The following is a 20,819-nucleotide window of genomic DNA, read 5'->3' as shown; positions in this document are numbered from 1 at the left end:
GGCGCCCGGTGCACACCGCGATCACGCCCCCTTCGCCGTCGACCGCCCTCTGTCGCACGGGAGTTGACCAGGAGTACCTTCCGCCCATGCCGACACGTGCGCAAGGACTCCGTTCGAGGTACAGATCCCTGGTGGTGGCGGCCGTGGCCGCCCTGATGGCCGTCCTGCTCTCCCCGGCCGGCGCACAGGGCGCGGGCCCCGGCGACGCCCGGCCGCCGGAGAGCCGGCCCGTCTACTCCTACGCGGACGCCGTCCGCGAATCCGTCTGGGTCGACACCGGCCTCGACAGCGACGGGGACGGCCGCTCCGACCGGGTCGCCGCCGACATCATCCGGCCGCGCGAACCTGCCCGCCAGGGCCGGAAGATCCCCGTCATCATGGATGCCAGCCCGTACTACTCCTGCTGTGGACGCGGTAACGAGAGCCAGCTCAAGACCTACGACAGCGACGGTCAACCGGTCGGATTCCCGCTCTACTACGACAACTACTTCGTCCCGCGCGGCTACGCCTTCGTCGCCGTCGATCTGGCCGGAACCAATCGCGCGGACGGCTGTGTCGACGTCGGCGGACGCGCCGAGGTGCAGTCCGCCAAGGCCGTGATCGACTGGCTGAACGGCCGCGCCCGCGCCTACACCACCCGCACCGGCGACGAACGCGCCACGGCGGGCTGGTCCAACGGGCGCACCGGAATGATCGGCAAGAGCTGGGACGGCACCATCGCCAACGGCGTCGCCGCGACCGGCGTCCGGGGACTGCGCACCATCGTGCCGATCAGCGCCATCTCCTCCTGGTACGACTACTACTTCGCCCAGGGCGCACCCCTCTACGACGGCGGCCCCGACCTGCTCGCCGGCTACGTGGAGAGCCCCGAGGCGGGCGGACGCTGCGCCGCCGTGCAGCAGCGGCTCGCCGACGGGTCGCCGCGCAACGGCGACTGGACCCCGCTGTGGAGCGAGCGCGACTACGTGAAGGACGCCCGCAAGGTACGCGCCAGCGTCTTCGCCGTCCACGGCATGCAGGACCTCAACGTCCGCACCAAGCACCTCGGCCAGTGGTGGGACGCGCTCGCGGCCCAGGGCGTGGAACGCAAGATCTGGCTCTCCCAGACCGGACACGTGGACCCGTTCGACTACCGGCGCGCCGAGTGGGTCGACACCCTGCACCGCTGGTTCGACCACTACCTCCTCGGCTACGACAACGGCATCGACCGCGAGCCGATGGCCGACGTCGAACGCCACCCCGACCAGTGGTCCACCGACCGGGCCTGGCCGCCCCGCACCACCCGCCCCACCACCGTGCGCCCCGCCCCGGGCACCGCCCCCGGCGTCGGCACCCTGGGCCTGCGCCCCGCCCGCCCCGGCGCCACCGAGACGTTCACCGACGACCCGGCGCTGAGCGAGACCGACTGGGCCGCCGACGTGGACCGGAGCACCGGCGCCAAGGCCGGGTTCCGCACCGCGCCGCTCACCGCCGACCTGCGCCTGTCCGGCTCCACGAAGGTCACCGTCACCGCCACCCCGACCACCTCGACCGCCCACCTCTCCGCGGTCCTGGTGGACATCGGCCCCGACACCATCCGCGACTACGGAGCCTCCGGCGAGGGCATCACCACCCTCGCCGACCGCAGCTGCTGGGGCGGGAGCACCCCCGGCGACAGCGCCTGCTACCGGAACACCGCGGCCCGCACCACCACCGTCGACCGGACCGTGATCAGCCGGGGCTGGGCCGACCTCGGCACCTACGCCTCGCCCGGCAAGGGCCGCCCGCTCACCCCGGGCCGCCCCGTCACCCTCACCGTCGACCTGGCCGCCACCGACCACGTCGTCCCGGCCGGCCACCGCCTCGCCCTGATCGTCGCGGGCACCGACCGCGACCTCATCGACCCGCCCGACTCCACCCCCACCCTCACCCTCGACCTCTCCCGCACCACCGCGAAGCTGCCCCTGGTCGGCGGCGCCGGCGCCTTCGTACGGGCCACCGCCGGCTCCGCCACCGCGACGGCCGCGGACCCGGTGCCCGGGCTCCGGGGCGTGACCCCGCCGCACCGGACCCGGCACGTTCCGGGAGACGGCCGCTCCTGACACCGCCGGCCGGCGGGCCATCGGGGGGCGTCCCCTAAAATCGGCCCCCTGATGACTGCCACTCTCGTCGCCAAGGACCTCGCCGCCGGACACGGCGACCGCACGCTCTTCGCCGGGCTCGACCTCGTGGTCGCGCCCGGCGACGTGATCGGTCTCGTCGGAGTCAACGGAGCCGGAAAATCGTCCCTCCTCCGGCTGCTCGCCGGACTCGACCGGCCGGAGGAGGGCGAGCTGCGGCTCTCCCCGCCCACCGCCACCGTCGGCCACCTCCCGCAGGAGCCGGAGCGGCGCGCGGGCGAGACCGTGCGGGAGTTCCTGGCCCGCCGCACCGGCGTCGCCGAGGCCCAGGCCGCGATGGACGCCGCGACGCAGGGGCTCGTCGACGGGACGCCCGGCGCGGACGACGCCTACGCCGAGACCCTGGAGCGCTGGCTGGCCCTGGGCGGCGCCGACCTGGACGAGCGCGCCGAGGAGACCGCGGCCGAGCTCGGCCTGACCGTCGGCCTCGACCTGCCCATGACCGCGCTCTCCGGCGGCCAGGCCGCCCGCGCCGGACTGGCCTCCCTGCTGCTCTCCCGGTACGACGTCTTCCTGCTCGACGAGCCCACCAACGACCTCGACCTGGACGGCCTGGAGCGGCTGGAGCGCTACGTCTCCGGCCTCCGCGCGGGCACGGTCGTCATCAGCCACGACCGCGAGTTCCTGATGCGCACGGTGACCAAGGTCCTCGAACTGGACCTGGCCCAGCAGCAGATCAACCTCTACGGCGGTGGCTACGCGTCCTACCTGGAGGAACGGGACCGCGCCCGCCGGCACGCCCGCGAGGAGTACGAGGAGTACGCCGACAAGCGCTCCGCGCTCGAAGGCCGCGCCCACATGCAGCGCTCCTGGATGGACAAGGGCGTCAAGAACGCCCGCCGCAAGGCCACCGACTCCGACAAGATGGGCCGCAAGCTCCGCAGCGAGTCGAGCGAGAAGCAGGCCGCGAAGGCCCGGCAGACCCAGCGCATGATCGAACGGCTCGACGTCGTCGAGGAGCCCCGCAAGGAGTGGGAGCTGAGGATGGAGATCGCCTCCGCGCCCCGCTCCGGGTCCGTGGTGGCCACCCTGCGCGAGGCGCGGGCCGTGCGCGGCGACTTCGGCTTCGGCCCGGCCTCGCTCCAGATCGACTGGGCCGACCGGGTCGCCATCACCGGCGCCAACGGCGCGGGCAAGTCCACCCTCCTCGCCGCACTGCTCGGCCGCCTGCCGCTGGACTCCGGACAGGCGACGCTCGGCTCGGGCGTGGTGGTCGGCGAGGTCGACCAGGCCCGCAAGCTCTTCCACGGTACGGAGACGCTGCTGGAGGCGTTCTGCGCGGCCGTGCCCGACACCGAACCGGCCGACGTGCGGACCCTGCTCGCCAAGTTCGGCCTGCGGGCCGACCATGTGATGCGCCCCGCCACCACGCTCTCCCCGGGCGAGCGGACCCGGGCGGCGCTCGCCCTGCTCCAGGGCCGGGGCGTCAACCTCCTGGTGCTCGACGAGCCGACCAACCACCTCGACCTGCCCGCGATCGAGCAGCTGGAGTCGGCGCTGGACTCGTACAACGGGACGCTGCTGCTGGTCACCCACGACCGGCGGATGCTGGAGGCGGTCCGTACGACCCGCCGGATCGAGGTGGCGGGCGGGCAGGTGACGGAGGTCTGAGACCGGGCGCGGGGGTGGAGGGAAGCGCGCCTCCCTCCACCCCCCCCGGCGCTACCGCTTCCGGCCGCCGTCCCGGTCCGGGCCGGTGAGACCGGCCCGCCGCAGGGCGTCCGCCATCGCGCTGTTCACCGGCGCGGGGGTCTGCCGGGCCGCGCCGCCACCGCGCCGCTCGCGGTTCTGGCCGCCGCCCTGCTGCCCCTGGCCCTGCCCCTGGCCCTGGCGCTGCCGGGGCGGCCGGCCGCCCTGACCGCCGCGCTCACCGCGCTCGCGCCGCGCACCGCCGCCCTGGGCGCCCGCGCCCGCCGCCGCGTCGTCGTCCAGCCGCAGCGTCAGCGAGATCCGCTTCCGGGCCACGTCGACGTCCATGACCTTGACCTTCACGATGTCGCCCGGCTTCACGACGTCCCTCGGGTCCTTCACGAACGTCCGCGACATCGCCGACACATGCACCAGACCGTCCTGGTGGACACCGACGTCCACGAACGCGCCGAACGCCGCGACGTTGGTGACGACCCCCTCCAGCACCATGCCGGACTCCAGGTCGCCGATCTTCTCGACCCCCTCCTTGAAGGTGGCGGTACGGAACGCGGGCCGGGGGTCGCGCCCCGGCTTCTCCAGCTCCTTCAGGATGTCGGAGACCGTCGGCAGACCGAACTTCGCGTCCACGAAGTCGTCGGCCCGCAGCGACCGCAGCACGCCCGTGTTGCCGACCAGCGAGGCGACGTCGCCGCCCGTCTTCTTCGCCATCGCCCGGACCACCGGATACGCCTCCGGGTGCACGCTGGAGGCGTCCAGCGGGTCGTCGCCCCGGATGCGCAGGAAGCCCGCGCACTGCTCGTACGCCTTCGGCCCCAGCCGCGCCACGTCCTTCAGCGCCCGGCGGGAGAGGAAGGGGCCGTTGGCGTCGCGGTGCGCCACGATGTTCTCGGCGAGCCCCGAGCCGATCCCGGACACCCGTGAGAGCAGCGGCGCGGAGGCGGTGTTGACGTCGACCCCGACCCCGTTCACACAGTCCTCGACGACCGCGTCCAGCGAGCGGGAGAGCTTCACCTCGGACAGGTCGTGCTGGTACTGGCCGACGCCGATCGACTTCGGGTCGATCTTCACCAGCTCGGCGAGCGGGTCCTGGAGCCGCCGGGCGATGGAGACGGCCCCGCGCAACGACACGTCCATGTCGGGGAGCTCCTGCGAGGCGAAGGCCGAGGCCGAGTACACGGAGGCGCCCGCCTCCGAGACCATCACCTTGGTGAGCTTCAGCTCCGGGTGCTTGTCGATGAGTTCACCGGCGAGCTTGTCCGTCTCGCGGGACGCCGTGCCGTTGCCGATCGCGATCAGGTCGACCTGGTGGGCCTTGGCCAGCCGGGCCAGCGAGGCCAGCGCCTGGTCCCACTTGTTCGCCGGGACGTGCGGGTGGATGACGTCCGTCGCGACGACCTTCCCGGTCGAGTCGACGACGGCGACCTTCACCCCGGTACGGAAACCGGGGTCGAGCCCGAGCGTGGCCCGCGTCCCGGCCGGGGCGGCGAGCAGCAGATCGCGCAGGTTCGACGCGAAGACGCGGACCGCCTCGTCCTCCGCCGCGGTGCGCAGCCGCAGCCGCAGATCGATGCCGAGGTGCACCAGGATCCGGGTCCGCCAGGCCCAGCGCACCGTGTCGCCGAGCCACTTGTCGCCGGGCCGGCCCCGGTCGGCCACGCCGAAGCGCCGGGCCACCAGGTTCTCGTACGCCGAGGGGCCGGGGGCGTCGGAGGGCTCCTCAGGCTCCAGGACCAGGTCGAGCACGTCCTCCTTCTCACCCCGCAGCATCGCGAGCACCCGGTGCGAGGGCAGTTCGGTGAAGGGTTCGGCGAAGTCGAAGTAGTCGGCGAACTTCGACCCGGCCTCCTCCTTGCCCTCCCGGACCCGGGCCGCCAGCCGGCCCCGCGTCCACATCCGCTCGCGCAACTCGCCGATCAGGTCGGCGTCCTCGGAGAACCGCTCGGTGAGGACGGCGCGGGCGCCCTCCAGCGCCGCCGCCGGGTCCGCGACGCCCTTGTCGGCGTCGACGAACGCGGCGGCGGCGGCGAGCGGATCGACGGACGGGTCGCCGAGCAGCCCGTCGGCGAGCGGTTCGAGCCCGGCCTCCCGGGCGATCTGCGCCTTCGTGCGCCGCTTGGGCTTGAACGGCAGGTAGATGTCCTCCAGCCGCGCCTTGGTGTCGGCGGCCCGGATCCGCGCCTCCAGCGCGTCGTCCAGCTTGCCCTGCTCACGCACCGAGTCGAGGATCGCCGACCGGCGGTCCTCCAGCTCCCGCAGATAGCGCAGCCGCTCCTCGAGCGTGCGCAGCTGCGCGTCGTCGAGCATCTCGGTCGCTTCCTTGCGGTAGCGGGCGATGAACGGGACGGTCGACCCGCCGTCCAGCAGCTCGACGGCCGCCTTCACCTGCCGTTCGCGTACGCCGAGCTCCTCGGCGATCCTGCCTTCGATGGACGTCGTCACGGTTCTACCGACTCGCCTTCTCGTACGGGCTCCACTGCTGTGCATGCCGGGGCACTGCCCCTTGGCGCGCGTCCGGCGGATCAGGGCCGGACATGCTCCAGCCCTGCATTGTGCCGGGTGGCCGGGCGCCGTGTCGCCCGGCCACCCCCGGTTGTCGGCCGGACGGCGGGTCAGCCCCTGCCGATCAGATCATCGGGGAAGGCGCCGGCCGAGGCCGCCGAGGCCAGGAAACCGCGCCCCAGCTCCGTCAGCCGCTCCACCCCCGCCGCGCCCAGATGCTCGTACGGCGCCGCGTCCATCCGGTCCGTGGTCTCCTCCAACTCGGCGCGGAGCGCCGTGCCCGTCTCCGTCAGCTCGCCGTCCGCGTCCAGCACCCCGCGCAGGCGCAGCCGCTCCCGCGCCGCGTCCAGGTCGGCGTCCACCCAGCCCCGGGTGGTCATCACCCAGCGCGGGGACATCCCCCGGCCGGTCGCGGTGTGGCTGACCACCGACTCCAGCGGGTCGAGGCCGGCGGTCAGCAGCGCGGCCATGTGGCCGTCGCCGCGGTGCTCGCGCAGCAGCGTCGCGGCGTGCCAGAACGCCAGATGCGGCTCCTCGGGCACCGGGAGGTCGGCGTGGGCGGCGTAGAGCGGACGGGAGTGCCGGGTGCAGGCCTCGGTCGCGCGCAGCGCGAGCTTCGCCGCCTCCGCCATCTCCGGGGAGGCGATCGCCGCCTCGCCCAGCAGCCGGCGCAGGGTGGCGTCGGCGGCGCGCAGCCGGGCGTCCAGGGCCGCCCCGGGGGAGACGGTGGACCAGACGGCGGGCAGGTACCGGGCGATGAGCCGGTGGTCGAAGTTGTAGAAGGCCGCGGTGACCGGGCCCGGACCCACGGCACCCATCGCCGCCGCGCGCGAGGCGAAGTAGGCGCCGCTCCAGTCGTCGACGCCGAGCGCGGCGTACTGCTCGGCGAGATCCGGCGAGAAGTAGACCGTCGAGTGCAGCGTGTTGAGGGCGTTGTGGCAGCGGCGTCCGGCGCGCGGCGGCAGAGTGCTCATGGCGGCACACTACCGACTGGTCGGTACGCCCGATACCCCGTGCGGCGGCCCGCTTCCGCCGACTGCCGACACACCCGTGACCATGGCAGGAAAGGTGGGTTCCCCGTCGTTGCCGCCACCGCCGGGGCCCGCCAGGATTGCGGCCATGACGCAGCGATCCGTACTCGTCGTGCTCTACGAAGGGGTCCAGAGCCTCGACGTCACCGGGCCGGTGGAGGTCTTCGCCGGAGCCTCCCGCTTCCCGGGCGCCGGGTACGCCCTGCGCACCGCCACGCTCGACGGCGCCCCCGTCCGCACCAGCAGCGGGCTTCTCCTGGTCCCGGACACGGCCCTGAGCGGCACCGGCACGCCCCATATCCTGCTCGTCCCCGGCGGCGAGGGCACCCGCACCCCCGACCCGGCACTCGTCGACTGGCTCCGGGAGCACGCCCCGCGCGCCGAACGGCTCGTCTCCGTCTGCACCGGGGCCCTGCTGCTCGCCGCGGCCGGACTGCTGGACGGCCACCGGGTGACCACCCACTGGACGGTCTGCGACCACCTCGCGCGCCGCCATCCCGCCGTCGAGGTCGACCTGGACCCCATCTTCGTCCGCGACGGCAGACTGGCCACCTCCGCGGGCGTCACGGCCGGCATCGACCTGGCCCTGGCGCTCGTCGAGGAGGACCACGGCCGGCGGATCGCCCACGACATCGCCCGTCATCTGGTGGTCTTCCTGCGCCGCCCCGGCAATCAGGCCCAGTTCAGCGCCCAGCTCGCCGTCCAGACCGCCCGGCGCGAACCGCTGCGCGAGGTCCAGCACTGGATCACCGAGAACCCGGCCGCCGACCTCCGCGTCGAGGCGCTCGCCGCCCGCGCCCGGCTCTCGCCCCGGCACTTCGCCCGCGCCTTCCGCGACGAGACGGGCCTCACCCCCGGCCGCTATGTGGACCGGGTACGCCTCGAACAGGCCCGCCGCCTGCTGACGGACACCACCGAAGGCGTCGACGGCATCGCGCGCGCCTGCGGCTACGGCACCTCCGAGGCGATGCGCCGCGCCTTCGTCAGGGTGCTGGCCACCACCCCCACCGAATACCGCCGCCACTTCCGGACCCGACCCGCCACCCACTGACCACGAAGGACAAGTCCATGCAGATCGCCGTCGTCCTCTACGACCGCTTCACCGCACTCGACGCCGTAGGCCCCCACGAGATGCTCGCCCGCCTCCCCGGCGCCGAGACCGTGTTCGTCGCCGGGGAGGCGGGCCCCGTGCGCAACGACACCGGCAGCCTCTCCCTCGTCGCCGAGCGGACCTTCGCCGACGTGCCGGCGCCCGATGTGCTGGTCGTGCCCGGCGGCCCCGGCCAGCGCGGCCTGATGGCCGACCCGGAGCTGCTCGGCTGGCTGCGCACCGCCGACGCCACCAGCACCTGGACCACCTCCGTCTGCACCGGCTCGCTGCTGCTCGCCGCCGCCGGACTGCTGACCGGGCGGCGGGCCACCTCGCACTGGCTCCAGCTGGACGTGCTGGCGGAGCTCGGCGCCGAACCTACCGGGGAGCGCGTCGTCGTCGACGGCAAGTACGTCACGGCGGCGGGCGTCTCGGCCGGCATCGACATGGGGCTCACCCTGGCGGGCCGGATCGCGGGCGACGAGCACGCCCGGGCCGTCCAGCTGCTGACCGAGTACGACCCGCAGCCGCCCTACGACGCGGGCTCGCCGGAGAAGGCACCGGCGGCCATGGTCGAACGCTTCCGCGCCGGACGTCACCGCCTCCTGCGGTAGGGCGCCCCCCTCGTACTTCCGTCCCCCGGACGGCGTCAGGACGCCGGGATCTTCCACAGGTACACGACACCGTCGGGACTCGTCGTGGCGACCCGCGTGCCGTCCGGGCTGAACGCCAGGGTCCGTACGTTCCAGTTGTTGCCGACCAGCCGGTACGTCAGCCTGTTCCCGGCCGTGTCCCAGAGCCGGACCACATCGCCGTCGTACACGGCGAGGGTGGAGCCGCGAGGGCTGTACTGCACGCTCTGGACCGGCACGCCGGTCGTCTCGGCGACGCTGCCGGCGGCACGGCCGTCGGCAGCGTTCCACAGCTCGACCCTCCGGTTCTCCGCGGCGGTGGCGATGGTCCTGCCGTCGGCGCTGTACGAGACGCCGTAGATCTCCTCGGCACGGTCGAGTTCCTTGCGCACCTTGCGCCGGGCCACGTCCCAGAGCCGCACGGTCCAGTCGGAGCCGTGGTCCTGGTCGTAGGAGTGGCCCACGGTGGCCAGGGTCCTGCCGTCCCGGCTGAACTCCACCTGCCGCGCCCACATGTCGTCGTCGAGGACGGCGACCCGTTTGCCCAGGTCCGGGCCCGTCCTCGCGTTCCAGAGGTGGGCGCCGCCCTCGCTCGCGGTGGCCAGAAGCCGGCCGTCGGGACTGAACACCACGCTGTCGAGGGAGTCCGAATCGTCGTCGGTCGTGGTGATGGACGCGACCTGCCGTCGCCGGGCCACGTCCCACAGTGCCACGACGCTGCTGTCCGTTCCGGCGGCGAGCAGGCGCCCGTCGGGGCTGAAGGCGACCGCGGTCACCGACACCATGGTGCGGCCGGGTGCGGGACGCGGGGCCAGGGTCGCGCGGACCTCGCGGCGGGCCACGTCCCACACCCGCACCTTGCCGTCCTTGCCGCCCGTCGCGAGGGTCCTGCCGTCGGGGCTGAACGCCACCCCCTCCGGTGCCTTGCCCTTCGGATAGCCCCCGAGGGTGACGGCCGGCTTCAACTCGGTGGGCGTGTCGCGGTCGGAGGAGTTGCCGGGCAGCAGCACCGCGACCAGTACGGCGACCACGGCCAGCACCCCGATGCCGCCCACCAGCGCGGGACCGGGTATCGACGAAGCATCCGCGAAGGGAACGGGCTGCGCGGGCTCGGGCACGGTCGCCGCGCCCGGTGCCGGGTTCTGTGCCCGGGGCGCGGCGGCGGGCGCGGTGGCGGCGCCGTGGAAGTCCGGTGCGGGGTCGGCCACGGTCCGCGGCGGCGGCACGGCGGGATCGGGGCCGTCGGTGCGGCACAGCCGGATGACCTCGGCCAGGTCCGGCCGTTCCACCGGATCCTTCGCCAGGCAGCGGGCGGCCACGGTCCGGACGGGCTCGGGGCAGCCGTCGAGATCCGGTGCCTGTTCGAGGATGCGGTACAGCACACTGTGCCCGGTGCCGCCGAACGCGGGCCGCGCCGTGGCGGCGTACGCGGCGATGGCGCCGAGCGCGAAGACGTCGACGGCCTCGGTGAGGCTCTCGCCCCTGATGTACTCGGGCGCCATGTAGCCGGGCGTTCCGGCCAGCATGCCCGTACTCGTCACCGAGGTGACGTCCGCGGCCCGGGCGATCCCGAAGTCGATGACCTTGGGGCCGTCGGCGCCGATGAGGATGTTGGAGGGTTTCAGATCGCGGTGGATCACCCCGGCCGCGTGGATGGACTGCAGTGCCTCGGCCACCTGCGCGGTCAGCGCCAGCACCGTCTCCGCCGCCAGCGGCCCCCGCGCGGCCACCGCGTCGTGCAGGGCCGGGCCGGGGACGTACGCCGTGGCCAGCCACGGTTCGTCGGTGCCCAGGTCCGCGTCGACGACCGGCACGGTGTAGAGGCCCTGCACCCGCCGGGCCGCGGCCACCTCCTGCTCGAACCGCTTGCGGAACGACGCGTCGGCCGCGTACTCGCGGTGCACGACCTTGACCGCCACCGGGCTGCCGGCCGGGGTGCGCGCCAGGTAGACACGGCCCATGCCGCCCGAACCCAGCAGGCCCTCCAGCCGGTACGGGCCCGCGGTGACCGGATCGCCGGATCCCAGCGGTCGGACCGGCGGCGGAGCGGCGGGCCACCCCGGGGCGCCGGCCGGGTGCGGAACCGGGCCATCGTCCGGTCGGGACATGCCGATCGTCACCCCTGGTTGGTCGTGCCTGCGCCACGCGGGCAGCCGCCTCGTACGAGGAGTACGACACAACGCGCCCGCACCATACGGAAACCGGCGTTCCACCGAGGCTCGCGCGGGTTCGGGCGTCAGCGTAGTGGAGCCCCGGCCGGGGCGTCTGTCCCGGTCCCGTCACAAGAGGCACCGGCGACGGCCGTGGCCCGTTCGCCCGGTCCCGTGCCAACCTCCCGTCTGTTAAGGGGAGTTGAATGACCGTCAGGCAGGGGTGGTCGATGCGTCGGCGGTGCGGCCTCGCGTGCCGCGAGCGCTGTCGGCCGTGCCGGTCAGGCCCCGCTCGTCCAGGCGAAGCGCGGCGCGCGGCGCTCCAGGAAGGCGGCGGCCCCCTCGGCGGTGTCGCCGCTGCGGCGCGCCTGCTCCGCCCAGTACGCCTCCCGCCCCTCCCGCCCGTCGGCGAACTCCTTCGCCGCCGCCTGCGTCAGCCCCGAGCGGGCCACCAGGGTCCGTACGTAGGCGGCGACCCGCCCGTCCAGCCCGCCGGCCGGCAGCACCTCGTCGACCAGGCCGGTCCGCAGCGCCCGCGCGGTGTCGATCAGCTCACCGGAGAAGAGCAGGTGCTTCGCGGTGGCCGGACCGGTCAGCGCCACCAGCCGGCGGGTCGACGACGCGGCGTACACGACGCCGAGCTTGGCCGGGGTGACGCCGAAGGACGCGCCCTCCTCGGCGAACCGCAGATCGCAGGCGGCCGCCAGCTGACTCCCGCCGCCCACGCAGTAGCCCCGGATCGCCGCGAGCGTCGGCCGGGGGAACGCGGCCAGCGCCTCCTCGGCCGCCACCGCGAGCCCCTGCGGGTCGCTCCCCGGCTCGCGCAGCGAGGCGATGTCCGCACCGGCGCAGAAGGTGTCCCCGGCACCGGTGAGCACCAGCACCCTGACCGCCTCCTCCTTCGCCAGCCGCTCCAGCAGGACGGGCAGCGCGGACCACATCGCGGTGGTCATCGCGTTGCGTTTGGCGGGGTTGCGGATGACGACGGTGGCGACGCCGTCCGCGACGGCATGCTCCAGCCCGGGTTCGGTGCGCTCCATGGGCCGGATGCTATCCGGCGCGTTCGAACCTACGATCAGGAAGGGGTCGCCGATCCGGCACGTACCGTGAGGAGCTTCCCATGGCCGATCCCGCAGCCGAGGGCAGGAGGCTGAGCCGCAGCTTCGGCTGGCTCGCCCTGCTCGGCACCATTCTCGTCGTGGCCGGACTGGTCGGCCTCGTCTACACCGGCGTCGCGACACTGACGTCGATGCTCCTGTTCGGCTGGCTGCTGCTGGTCGGCGGGCTCGTCGGACTCCTGCACGCCATCGACTCGCGCGGCACCGACTACTTCTGGCTGGGCGTCGTGGTGGCCGCGCTGAACATCGCCGCCGGAGTCGTCGTCATCCGCCACCCGCAGGGCAGCGCGGAGGCTCTGACCATGTTCGCCGCCCTGCTCTTCCTCACCGGCGGGGTGTTCCGCCTGGTGGGCAGCGTCGTGGTGCGCGGCCCGCAGTTCGGCTGGACGCTGCTGCAGGGCGTCTTCGGCCTGCTGCTGGGGCTGCTGGTGCTCTTCGACTGGCCGCACAGCAGCCGCTACGTCCTCGGCCTCTTCTTCTCGCTGGCGCTGCTCTTCGACGGGCTCGGCCTGATCGCGACCGGGATCGGCGGCCGCCGGATCGTCTCGCTGGTCTCGGAGCAACAGAGGGTGACCGGAGGCTTCCCCGAGTCACCCGGCAAGGACGGGCACAACCGGTCCGAAGACTGAGCCGTCGGTGCGCAGTCCGGTCAGAACACGTCGATAGGAGTCGAATTCAGTTCAGTGACCCAGTCCGTACCGGATACGCCGAGCACTCTGTACCCGACGTGCAGTCACCATCGAGTGGAGAGCGGGTACCGGACTATGGAGAGCCGCGGGAGTGTCCCCGCCCGGCCCGTGTCGTACGAGGGGGTCTGGCGGTTCACCGCCCCGGCCGTGGACGTCTCCGTACCGCAGGCCCGGCACGCGGTGCGCGACCTGATCGCGCGCCAGGGCGTACCACTGGACGAGGACGTGGCCGAAGGGCTGCTGGTCATCGTCTCCGAACTGGTCACCAACGCGGTGAAGCACGCCGCGCTGCTCTCGCCGGAGCTCGCCGTCGAGGTGGCCGTCGACGAGACGTGGATCCGGGTGTCCGTCGAGGACAACCACCCCTACCGACCGACGGCCCTGGAGACGGACCACGGGCAGACCGGCGGGCGCGGCCTGCTGCTGGTCCGGGAGATCACCCGGGAGGCGGGCGGCGCCTGCGACGTGGAGCACACCGCGGGCGGCGGAAAGATCATCTGGGCGGCCCTGCCGCTGAACCCCCGGCCCTGAACCCCGGCCGCGTCCCGCCCGACCGGGCTGGGCGCGGCCGGGCGGGACGTCACCAGCCGGCGGACGGCCCGGTCAGTTCCCTGATCGCCGGACGCGCGGCGTCCAGCACCGTCATGAACCACGCCGAGAACGGCGCCTCGGCATGCCGCTCGACGAGCTCCGCCGCCGTCACGAAGGCGACCTCGCCGACCTCCTCCGGATCGGGCTCCGGCCGGTCCTGCGCCATCCCCACGAAGAGGTGGTTGAACTCCTGCTCCACCAGGCCGGAGGCCGGGTCGGGGTGGTTGTAGCGGACCGTGCCCGCCTCGGCCAGCAGGGAGGGGGAGATCCCCAGCTCCTCATGGGTGCGCCGGGCGGCGGCGGTGAACGGCGCCTCGCCCGGGTAGGGGTGGCCGCAGCAGGTGTTCGACCAGACACCGGGGGAGTGGTACTTGCCGAGCGCGCGGCGCTGGAGCAGCAGTCTGCCCTGCTCGTCGAAGAGGAAGACGGAGAAGGCACGGTGCAGCTGTCCCGGCGCCTGGTGGGCGGCGAGCTTCTCCGCCGTACCGATGGTGGTGCCGTTCTCGTCGACCAGTTCGAGCATGATCTCTTCTGCTGCGCCGTTCGACGAGCTGTGCGCCGCGGTGGCTGGTGTGGTCGGCATACCCATCCTTCGCTATGGTCCCGGCCCGGTGCGCCGGTCCCGTCGAGTCCGGCCAAGTCTGCCGTACAAAAGGGGCTTGTCCGTACCTGGGGCGCGTCCGCCGGACACGCTCGGGGCGCGTCCGGCGGACCGGGTCAGACGCCGAAGGCGGCCGGGTAGACGATCGTGCCCCCGGGGACCGGCGCGGACGCGTCGAGCACCAGCGCCATCATCGCCTCGTCCGGGACCTCGAAGCCCGGCCGGATCCCGTACCGCGACGCCGGTACGAAACCGAACATCGGGTAGTACTCGGGGTGGCCGAGCACCAGGACGAGCGGTTCGCCCCGCAGCCGGGCCGCGTCGAGCACCGCCCGTACCACGGCCTGCCCGGCACCCCGCCGCTGGTGCTCCGGGGCCGTGGCCACCGGGGCCAGCGCGAGCGCCGGTGCCGCGCCGACCCGGCACCGGGTCAGCAGGGCGTACGCCACGACGGCGCCGCCCGGGCCGTTCGTCGCGACCATGGAGAGACCGGGCAGCCAGGCCGCCGGGTCGGTGCGCAGTGCGTCGACGAGCGCCGCTTCGTCGGGTGTCGGGAACGCGGCGGTGTTGACCGCGCGTACGGCCGCCGCGTCGGCGGGCGTCTCCGGACGGGTCGGCCAGCGAGGGCCGGCCGGGGGAGGCCCGGAAGGGGTGGTGTGGTCGTTCTCGTTGTCGGTCAACGTGGAAACCCTTGGATGGAAAGGGGTCCGGCCGACGGGTGGTCCGCCGTGGGGCGGGAACGTCAGCCGAGAACCCGGGAGACGGGGAAGGACCGGAGGCCGCGCCGGGTGGGCGCCTTCACAACCGTCATCCGCCTCGACCTCTTTCCCGTTCCGTTCGTCCCGCGCCATGGGAATCGGCGCATCAGAGGTCGAACGCCTCTGCGACGAGCCTACACGCCCCGCCGTACGGGGTTCAGTGGCAGAGCCGGGACTCGTGCTCGGCGTGGCCGCTCGGCTCCAGCTGGAAGGTGCAGTGCTCCACGTCGAAGTGGGTGCCGAGGCAGCCCTGGAGGTCGTGGAGGAGCTTCTCGTGGCCGACGGAGTCCAGCACGTCCTGGCGCACCACCACATGGGCGGAGAGCACCGGCATGCCCGAGGTGATCGTCCAGGCGTGCAGGTCGTGGACGTCCAGCACACCGGGCAGGGCGACGATATGGGCCCGGACCTCCGCCATGTCGACGCCCTTGGGGGCCGACTCCAGCAGAACGTTGAGCGTCTCCCGGAGCAGCTTCACGGTGCGCGGGACGATCATCAGGCCGATGAGCAGCGAGGCGATCGGGTCGGCCGCCTGCCAGCCGGTGAGCAGGATGATCCCCGCCGACACCAGCACCGCGACCGAGCCGAGCGTGTCCGCCAGCACCTCCAGATAGGCGCCGCGCACATTGAGGCTCTCCTTCTGCCCGCGCATCAGCAGCGACAGGGAGACGATGTTGGCGACCATGCCGATCGCGGCGACGGCGATGGCCACCCCGCCCCTGGTCTCCGCCGGGGTGATGAACCGGTCGACGGCCTCGATCAGCAGGAAGCCGCCCACCCCGAGCAGCAGCAGACAGTTGGCCAGCGCCGCGAGGATCTCGGCGCGGGCGTAGCCGAAGGTGCGGTTCGGCCCGGCCGGCCGGTTGGCGAAGTGGATCGCCAGCAGCGCCATGCCCAGCCCCAGGGCATCGGTCGCCATATGGGCCGCGTCGGCGATCAGCGCGAGCGAATTGGCGATCAGACCGCCGGCGATCTCCACGGTCATCACGGTGAGTGTGATGCCGAGCGCGATCCGCAGCCGCCCCCGGTGGGCGGCCGCCGCCGTGCCGGTGGGCGGCGGCCCGCCGTGTGTGTGTCCGTGGTCGTGCCCTGCCCCCATGGGGAACGCCTCCCGGTCGTCTCGGAACTCCGGACGCGATCGGCCCGGCAGGCCCAGTGAACTACGGGTGGGGGGTATGCGGCAACACGGTACTGAACACCGTTGTCAACTGCTCTGACCTGCGGAAATGCTTGCAGGTCAGAGCCTTGGGGCGGTCCGGGCGAACGGGGCGGGGCGGCCGCGTTTTGTCAGCCGGGGCGACGATCGACGATGATGATCGCGGACGGTGTCGCAGGACGCCGGTCCGCCCCGAACGGGGCACGAACGGTCGGTGAACTCGCGCTTCCGTTGATCCGATAGCCTCTGCCGACGTGCCGCCGGCCCGCATCGGGCCGCACTGTCGCGCGCCGACCCCGTCAGCACCAAGGAGTGAGTTCGTCTGTCGACCGCCATCCTCACCGGTGCACCGGTACCCGGGTCGTCGCTCACGGACGATCTGCGGTCACTCGGCTTCGACGTAGAGATCGCCGCCGACGTGACCGAGGCCGCCCGGCTGCTCTCGGCCGTCCCCGCCGACCGCCGCGTCGCACTGGTCGACCCCCGCTTCGTCGGTCATGTCCACGCCCTCCGGCTCGGGCTGACCGACCCCCGCTTCCCCGCCGCCACCGTGCCCGGCGCGCTCACCGCGCAGCCCGAGGCGCGCCCCGCGCTCGCCCGCGCCCTGGACACCACGGCCGAGGCCGTCGGCGCGGGCCTGCCCACCGGCCCCGCCGACGTACCGGTCACCGACCGCACCGTCCCCGGCCGGATCGCCCTGACCATGGACGCGGGGGGCACCGCGGTCCAGCGCCCCGAGCTCGGCTCGCTGGTCGCCGCCGTACCGTCCGACGGTCCCGCCCGCGAGGCGGCGCAGGCCTCCCGCGACGCGGTCGACGACGAGGCGGTACGGCTGCGCAGCGCGGTGAAGGCCCACGACGGCTTCTTCACCACGTTCTTCATCAGCCCGTACTCCCGCTACATCGCCCGCTGGTGCGCCCGCCGGGGCCTCACCCCCAACCAGGTCACCACCGCGTCCCTGCTGACCGCGCTCATAGCGGCCGGCAGCGCCGCCACCGGCACCCGCGGCGGCTACATCGCCGCCGGCGTGCTGCTGCTCCTCTCCTTCGTGCTCGACTGCACCGACGGACAGCTCGCCCGCTACTCGCTCCAGTACTCCACGATGGGCGCCTGGCTGGACGCGACCTTCGACCGGGCCAAGGAGTACGCCTACTACGCGGGCCTCGCGCTCGGCGCCGCCCGCGGCGGCGACGACGTCTGGGCGCTCGCCCTCGGCGCGATGGTGCTCCAGGCCTGCCGGCACGTGATCGACTTCTCGTTCAACGAGGCCAACCACGACGCGGTGGCCAATTCCAGCCCCACGGCCGCCCTCTCCACCAAGCTCGACAGCGTCGGCTGGACGGTCTGGCTGCGCCGGATGATCGTGCTCCCGATCGGCGAGCGCTGGGCGATGATCGCGGTCCTCACCGCCGTCACCACGCCCCGGATCGTCTTCTACGCCCTCCTGATCGGCTGTGGGTTCGCCGCCTGCTACACCACCGCCGGCCGTCTGCTGCGCTCGGTGACCCGCAAGGCCCGGCGCACCGACCGCGCCGCCCGGGCCCTCGCCGACCTCGCCGACTCCGGCCCGCTGGCCGAGGCCGTCGCCGCGGTCGGGCCCAGGCTCGGCGGCAGCTGGAGCGCCCCGGTCACGGCCCTGCTCGCCGGGGTCCTGATGGTCGCCTCCGCGCTCACCCAGCCCTTCGGCAGCTGGCACACCATCCTGGCCGCGGTGGTCTACGCGCTCTTCTCCGGAATGGCTGTCTCCCGCCCCCTCAAGGGCGCCCTCGACTGGCTGGTTCCCCCGGCGTTCCGGGCGGCCGAGTACGGCACGGTGCTGGTCCTCGCGGCCCGCAGCGACGTGCCGGGCGCGCTCCCGGCGGCCTTCGGCCTGGTCTCGGCCGTCGCCTACCATCACTACGACACCGTCTACCGCATCCGCGGTGGCACCGGCGCACCGCCCCAGTGGCTGGTCCGCACGATCGGTGGGCACGAGGGCCGCGTCCTGGTGGTGGCCGTACTCGCCGCCGTGTTCACCCGGCATTCGGCGTTCGCCACGGCACTCACCGTGTTCGCCGTGGCGGTGGCCCTGGTGGTGCTCGTGGAGTCCATCCGCTTCTGGGTGTCCTCCGGAGCACCCGCCGTTCACGACGAAGGAGAACCCGCATGATCGGCCTCGTACTGGCAGCCGGTGCAGGACGGCGTCTGCGCCCCTACACCGACACGCTCCCGAAGGCCCTCGTGCCTGTCGACGGTGAGAAGACCGTCCTGGACCTCACGCTGGCCAACTTCGCGGAGATCGGCCTCACCGAGGTCGCCGTCGTCGTCGGCTACCGCAAGGAGGCCGTGTACGCCCGCAAGGCCGAGCTGGAGGCCACCTACGGCGTCCGCCTCACCCTGATCGACAACGACAAGGCCGAGGAGTGGAACAACGCCTACTCCCTGTGGTGCGCCCGCGAGGTCCTGGCCCGCGGCGTCATCCTGGCCAACGGCGACACCGTCCACCCGGTCTCCGTCGAGAAGACCCTGCTCGCCGCCCGTGGCGAGGGCCGCCGGATCATCCTCGCCCTCGACACGGTCAAGCAGCTCGCCGACGAGGAGATGAAGGTCGTCACCGAGGACGGCAAGGGCGTGCGGCACATCACCAAGCTGATGGACCCCGCCGCCGCGACCGGTGAGTACATCGGCGTCACCCTCATCGAGCCCGAGGCCGCCGCGGAGCTGGCCGACGCCCTGAAGGCGACCTTCGAGCGCGACCCCGACCTCTACTACGAGGACGGGTACCAGGAGCTGGTGAACCGGGGCTTCACCATCGACGTGGCCCCCATCGGCGACATCGCGTGGGTGGAGATCGACAACCACGACGACCTCGCGAAGGGCCGTGGCATCGCGTGCCAGTACTGACCCGGCTCATTCCGTCCCCGGTGGTCGTCGACATCCGTCGCGGCGCCCTGGACGATCTGGCCGGCCTCCTCGCCGACCAGCGGATCTCCGCCTCCGGCAAGCTCGCCGTCGCGATCAGTGACGGCTCGGGGCGCGCCCTGCGCGAGCGGCTGGCCCCCGCGCTGCCCGGCGCCGACTGGTACCCGGTGACCGACGGAACCCTCGACTCGGCCGTCAAGCTGGCCGACGAGATCAAGGGGAACCGCTACGACGCCGTGGTCGGCCTCGGCGGCGGCAAGATCGTCGACGTCGCGAAGTACGCGGCGGCGCGGGTCGGGCTGCCCATGGTCGCGGTGGCGACGAACCTCGCCCACGACGGCCTGTGCTCGCCCGTCGCCACGCTCGACAACGACAACGGACGCGGCTCCTACGGGGTCCCCACCCCGATCGCCGTCGTCATCGACCTCGGCATAGTCCGCCAGGCACCCGCCCGTTTCGTACGGTCGGGCATCGGCGACGCGGTCTCGAACATCTCCTGCGTGGCGGACTGGGAGCTCTCCCACGAGATCACCGGCGAGGAGATCGACGGCCTGGCCGCCGCCATGGCCCGGCAGGCCGGCGAGGCCGTGCTGCGCCACCCCGGCGGGATCGGCGACGACGCCTTCCTCAAGGTGCTCGCCGAGGGCCTGGTGATGACCGGCATCTCGATGTCCGTCGCCGGGGACTCCCGGCCGGCCTCGGGCGCCTGCCACGAGATCAACCACGCCTTCGACCTGCTGTACCCCCGGCGCGCGGCCAGCCACGGCGAGCAGGTCGGCCTCGGCGCCTGCTTCGCCATGTACCTGCGCGGCGCCCACGAGGAGGCGCGGCTGATGGCGGCCACCCTGCGCCGGCACGGCCTGCCGGTCCGGCCCGAAGAGATCGGCTTCACCGCCGACGAGTTCGTCCGGGCCGTCGAGTACGCCCCGCAGACCCGGCCGGGGCGCTTCACCATCCTGGAACACCTCAACCTCTCCACCGACCAGATCAGGGACGCGTACGCCGACTATGCAAAAGCCATCGATAGCTGAACTCCGTCCGGTCGTGCACCCGCCGGGCGTGAAGGACCGGCGCAGCGGTGAGCACTGGGCTGGTCGGCTCTACATGCGCGAGATCTCGCTGCGCATCGACCGGCACCTGGTGAACACCCGGGTCACCCCCAACCAGCTGACCTACCTGATGACCGTCGCCGGGGTGCTCTCCGCGCCGGCCCTGCTCGTGCCGGGCATCCCCGGCGCGCTGCTCGGCGTGCTGATGGTCCAGCTCTACCTGCTGCTCGACTGCGTCGACGGCGAGGTGGCCCGCTGGAAGAAGCAGTTCTCGCTGGGCGGCGTCTACCTCGACCGGGTCGGCGCGTACCTGTGCGACGCGGCGGTGCTGGTCGGTTTCGGCCTGCGCGCCGCCGACCTGTGGGGCACCGGGCGGATCGACTGGCTCTGGGCCTTCCTGGGCACGCTCGCGGCCCTGGGCGCCATCCTGATCAAGGCCGAGACGGACCTGGTCGGCGTGGCCCGGCACCAGGGCGGGCTGCCGCCCGTCAAGGAGGCCGCCTCGGAACCGCGCTCCTCCGGGATGGCGCTGGCCCGCCGGGCCGCCGCCGCGCTCAAGTTCCACCGGCTGATCCTCGGGGTCGAGGCGTCCCTGGTCATCCTGGTGGCGGCGGTCCTCGACGCGGTCCGCGACGACCTCTTCTTCAGCCGTCTGATGGTCGCCGCCCTGGCCGGCATCGCGCTGCTGCAGACCCTGCTGCACCTGGTGTCGATCCTGGTGTCGAGCAGGCTGAAGTGAGTTCGC

At 73.3% G+C, this 20,819-nt stretch carries 16 protein-coding genes and 1 pseudogene; 10 read left to right on the top strand and 7 right to left on the bottom strand.

The window, feature by feature from the left end; translation table 11 throughout:
- Positions 1–86: 86 nt before the first annotated feature.
- Both ACIQGQ_RS22145 and ACIQGQ_RS22140 read left to right on the top strand, forming a co-directional pair.
- Complete coding sequence (locus ACIQGQ_RS22145; RefSeq protein WP_402398351.1) at positions 87–2,081, top strand: Xaa-Pro dipeptidyl-peptidase; 1,995 nt, start codon at positions 87–89, stop codon at positions 2,079–2,081.
- 51 nt (positions 2,082–2,132) lie between these two features.
- Positions 2,133–3,770: an ABC-F family ATP-binding cassette domain-containing protein gene (locus ACIQGQ_RS22140; protein ID WP_402398350.1), complete on the top strand. Its 1,638-nt coding sequence runs from the start codon at positions 2,133–2,135 to the stop codon at positions 3,768–3,770.
- Positions 3,771–3,821: 51 nt separating this feature from the next.
- Here the strand turns inward: ACIQGQ_RS22140 and ACIQGQ_RS22135 are convergent, their stop codons facing one another.
- Both ACIQGQ_RS22135 and ACIQGQ_RS22130 read right to left on the bottom strand, forming a co-directional pair.
- Complete coding sequence (locus ACIQGQ_RS22135) at positions 3,822–6,248, bottom strand: Tex family protein (protein WP_402398349.1); 2,427 nt, start codon at positions 6,246–6,248, stop codon at positions 3,822–3,824.
- Positions 6,249–6,418: 170 nt separating this feature from the next.
- On the bottom strand, positions 6,419–7,282 hold the full coding sequence (locus ACIQGQ_RS22130; protein ID WP_402398348.1) for a hypothetical protein: 864 nt from the start codon (positions 7,280–7,282) through the stop codon (positions 6,419–6,421).
- 145 nt (positions 7,283–7,427) lie between these two features.
- Here ACIQGQ_RS22130 and ACIQGQ_RS22125 point away from each other — a divergent pair, with 145 nt between their 5' ends.
- The gene (locus ACIQGQ_RS22125; protein ID WP_402398347.1) at positions 7,428–8,390 is read left to right on the top strand and encodes a GlxA family transcriptional regulator; all 963 of its coding nucleotides are present in this window, start codon (positions 7,428–7,430) and stop codon (positions 8,388–8,390) included.
- A gap of 17 nt (positions 8,391–8,407) precedes the next feature.
- The gene (locus ACIQGQ_RS22120; RefSeq protein ID WP_402398346.1) at positions 8,408–9,043 is read left to right on the top strand and encodes a DJ-1/PfpI family protein; all 636 of its coding nucleotides are present in this window, start codon (positions 8,408–8,410) and stop codon (positions 9,041–9,043) included.
- A gap of 35 nt (positions 9,044–9,078) precedes the next feature.
- Here the strand turns inward: ACIQGQ_RS22120 and ACIQGQ_RS22115 are convergent, their stop codons facing one another.
- Positions 9,079–11,169 carry a WD40 repeat domain-containing serine/threonine protein kinase gene (locus tag ACIQGQ_RS22115; RefSeq protein WP_402398345.1) on the bottom strand — a complete coding sequence of 697 codons (2,091 nt, stop codon included), beginning with the start codon at positions 11,167–11,169 and terminating at the stop codon, positions 9,079–9,081.
- Positions 11,170–11,492: 323 nt separating this feature from the next.
- The gene (locus ACIQGQ_RS22110; RefSeq protein ID WP_402398344.1) at positions 11,493–12,251 is read right to left on the bottom strand and encodes an enoyl-CoA hydratase/isomerase family protein; all 759 of its coding nucleotides are present in this window, start codon (positions 12,249–12,251) and stop codon (positions 11,493–11,495) included.
- Between the two features lie 80 nt (positions 12,252–12,331).
- Here ACIQGQ_RS22110 and ACIQGQ_RS22105 point away from each other — a divergent pair, with 80 nt between their 5' ends.
- Positions 12,332–12,958 carry an HdeD family acid-resistance protein gene (locus ACIQGQ_RS22105; protein WP_402398343.1) on the top strand — a complete coding sequence of 209 codons (627 nt, stop codon included), beginning with the start codon at positions 12,332–12,334 and terminating at the stop codon, positions 12,956–12,958.
- Positions 12,959–13,093: 135 nt separating this feature from the next.
- A complete protein-coding gene (locus tag ACIQGQ_RS22100) occupies positions 13,094–13,549 on the top strand; it encodes an ATP-binding protein (RefSeq protein ID WP_402398342.1) in 456 nt (151 codons plus the stop codon).
- Positions 13,550–13,598: 49 nt separating this feature from the next.
- Here the strand turns inward: ACIQGQ_RS22100 and idi are convergent, their stop codons facing one another.
- The 3 genes and pseudogenes from idi to ACIQGQ_RS22085 form a co-directional block, all read right to left on the bottom strand.
- A complete protein-coding gene (gene idi / locus ACIQGQ_RS22095) occupies positions 13,599–14,192 on the bottom strand; it encodes an isopentenyl-diphosphate Delta-isomerase (protein ID WP_352274698.1) in 594 nt (197 codons plus the stop codon).
- Between the two features lie 134 nt (positions 14,193–14,326).
- Positions 14,327–14,845 (bottom strand): annotated as a pseudogene (locus ACIQGQ_RS22090) (GNAT family N-acetyltransferase); the annotation flags it as partial.
- Between the two features lie 280 nt (positions 14,846–15,125).
- Complete coding sequence (locus ACIQGQ_RS22085; protein ID WP_402398341.1) at positions 15,126–16,067, bottom strand: cation diffusion facilitator family transporter; 942 nt, start codon at positions 16,065–16,067, stop codon at positions 15,126–15,128.
- Between the two features lie 436 nt (positions 16,068–16,503).
- Between ACIQGQ_RS22085 and ACIQGQ_RS22080 the strand changes: the two genes are divergently transcribed.
- From ACIQGQ_RS22080 to ACIQGQ_RS22065, 4 genes are read left to right on the top strand one after another with little or no spacing between them, the layout of a single operon-like run.
- Entirely contained in the window at positions 16,504–18,273 is a 1,770-nt protein-coding gene (locus ACIQGQ_RS22080; RefSeq protein ID WP_402398527.1) for a DUF5941 domain-containing protein, read from the top strand.
- Positions 18,270–19,007: a sugar phosphate nucleotidyltransferase gene (locus tag ACIQGQ_RS22075; RefSeq protein WP_402398340.1), complete on the top strand. Its 738-nt coding sequence runs from the start codon at positions 18,270–18,272 to the stop codon at positions 19,005–19,007. Before ACIQGQ_RS22080 ends, ACIQGQ_RS22075 begins: the two co-directional genes overlap by 4 nt.
- Positions 18,995–20,056 (top strand): iron-containing alcohol dehydrogenase family protein, encoded by a 1,062-nt coding sequence (locus tag ACIQGQ_RS22070; RefSeq protein WP_402398339.1) that lies wholly within the window; start codon positions 18,995–18,997, stop codon positions 20,054–20,056. The genes ACIQGQ_RS22075 and ACIQGQ_RS22070 overlap by 13 nt, the downstream gene beginning before the upstream one ends.
- Positions 20,034–20,813 carry a CDP-alcohol phosphatidyltransferase family protein gene (locus ACIQGQ_RS22065; RefSeq protein WP_402398338.1) on the top strand — a complete coding sequence of 260 codons (780 nt, stop codon included), beginning with the start codon at positions 20,034–20,036 and terminating at the stop codon, positions 20,811–20,813. Before ACIQGQ_RS22070 ends, ACIQGQ_RS22065 begins: the two co-directional genes overlap by 23 nt.
- Positions 20,814–20,819 lie beyond the last annotated feature (6 nt).

Origin of the sequence: Streptomyces sp. NPDC092952 (assembly GCF_044754785.1) — a bacterium.
Lineage (GTDB): Bacteria > Actinomycetota > Actinomycetes > Streptomycetales > Streptomycetaceae > Streptomyces.
This window is presented reverse-complemented; position numbering and strand designations above follow the sequence as displayed.

What these genes read in the sequence shown, in the direction of transcription:
- ACIQGQ_RS22115 (WP_402398345.1), bottom strand. Translation starts at nt 11,169, where the DNA reads ATGTCCCGACCGGACGATGGCCCGGTTCCGCACCCGGCCGGCGCCCCG.
- ACIQGQ_RS22130 (WP_402398348.1), bottom strand. Translation starts at nt 7,282, where the DNA reads ATGAGCACTCTGCCGCCGCGCGCCGGACGCCGCTGCCACAACGCCCTC.
- ACIQGQ_RS22085 (WP_402398341.1), bottom strand. Translation starts at nt 16,067, where the DNA reads ATGGGGGCAGGGCACGACCACGGACACACACACGGCGGGCCGCCGCCC.
- ACIQGQ_RS22105 (WP_402398343.1), top strand. Translation starts at nt 12,332, where the DNA reads ATGGCCGATCCCGCAGCCGAGGGCAGGAGGCTGAGCCGCAGCTTCGGC.
- ACIQGQ_RS22120 (WP_402398346.1), top strand. Translation starts at nt 8,408, where the DNA reads ATGCAGATCGCCGTCGTCCTCTACGACCGCTTCACCGCACTCGACGCC.
- ACIQGQ_RS22145 (WP_402398351.1), top strand. Translation starts at nt 87, where the DNA reads ATGCCGACACGTGCGCAAGGACTCCGTTCGAGGTACAGATCCCTGGTG.
- idi (WP_352274698.1), bottom strand. Translation starts at nt 14,192, where the DNA reads ATGCCGACCACACCAGCCACCGCGGCGCACAGCTCGTCGAACGGCGCA.
- ACIQGQ_RS22100 (WP_402398342.1), top strand. Translation starts at nt 13,094, where the DNA reads ATGGAGAGCCGCGGGAGTGTCCCCGCCCGGCCCGTGTCGTACGAGGGG.
- ACIQGQ_RS22065 (WP_402398338.1), top strand. Translation starts at nt 20,034, where the DNA reads ATGCAAAAGCCATCGATAGCTGAACTCCGTCCGGTCGTGCACCCGCCG.
- ACIQGQ_RS22125 (WP_402398347.1), top strand. Translation starts at nt 7,428, where the DNA reads ATGACGCAGCGATCCGTACTCGTCGTGCTCTACGAAGGGGTCCAGAGC.
- ACIQGQ_RS22110 (WP_402398344.1), bottom strand. Translation starts at nt 12,251, where the DNA reads ATGGAGCGCACCGAACCCGGGCTGGAGCATGCCGTCGCGGACGGCGTC.
- ACIQGQ_RS22075 (WP_402398340.1), top strand. Translation starts at nt 18,270, where the DNA reads ATGATCGGCCTCGTACTGGCAGCCGGTGCAGGACGGCGTCTGCGCCCC.
- ACIQGQ_RS22140 (WP_402398350.1), top strand. Translation starts at nt 2,133, where the DNA reads ATGACTGCCACTCTCGTCGCCAAGGACCTCGCCGCCGGACACGGCGAC.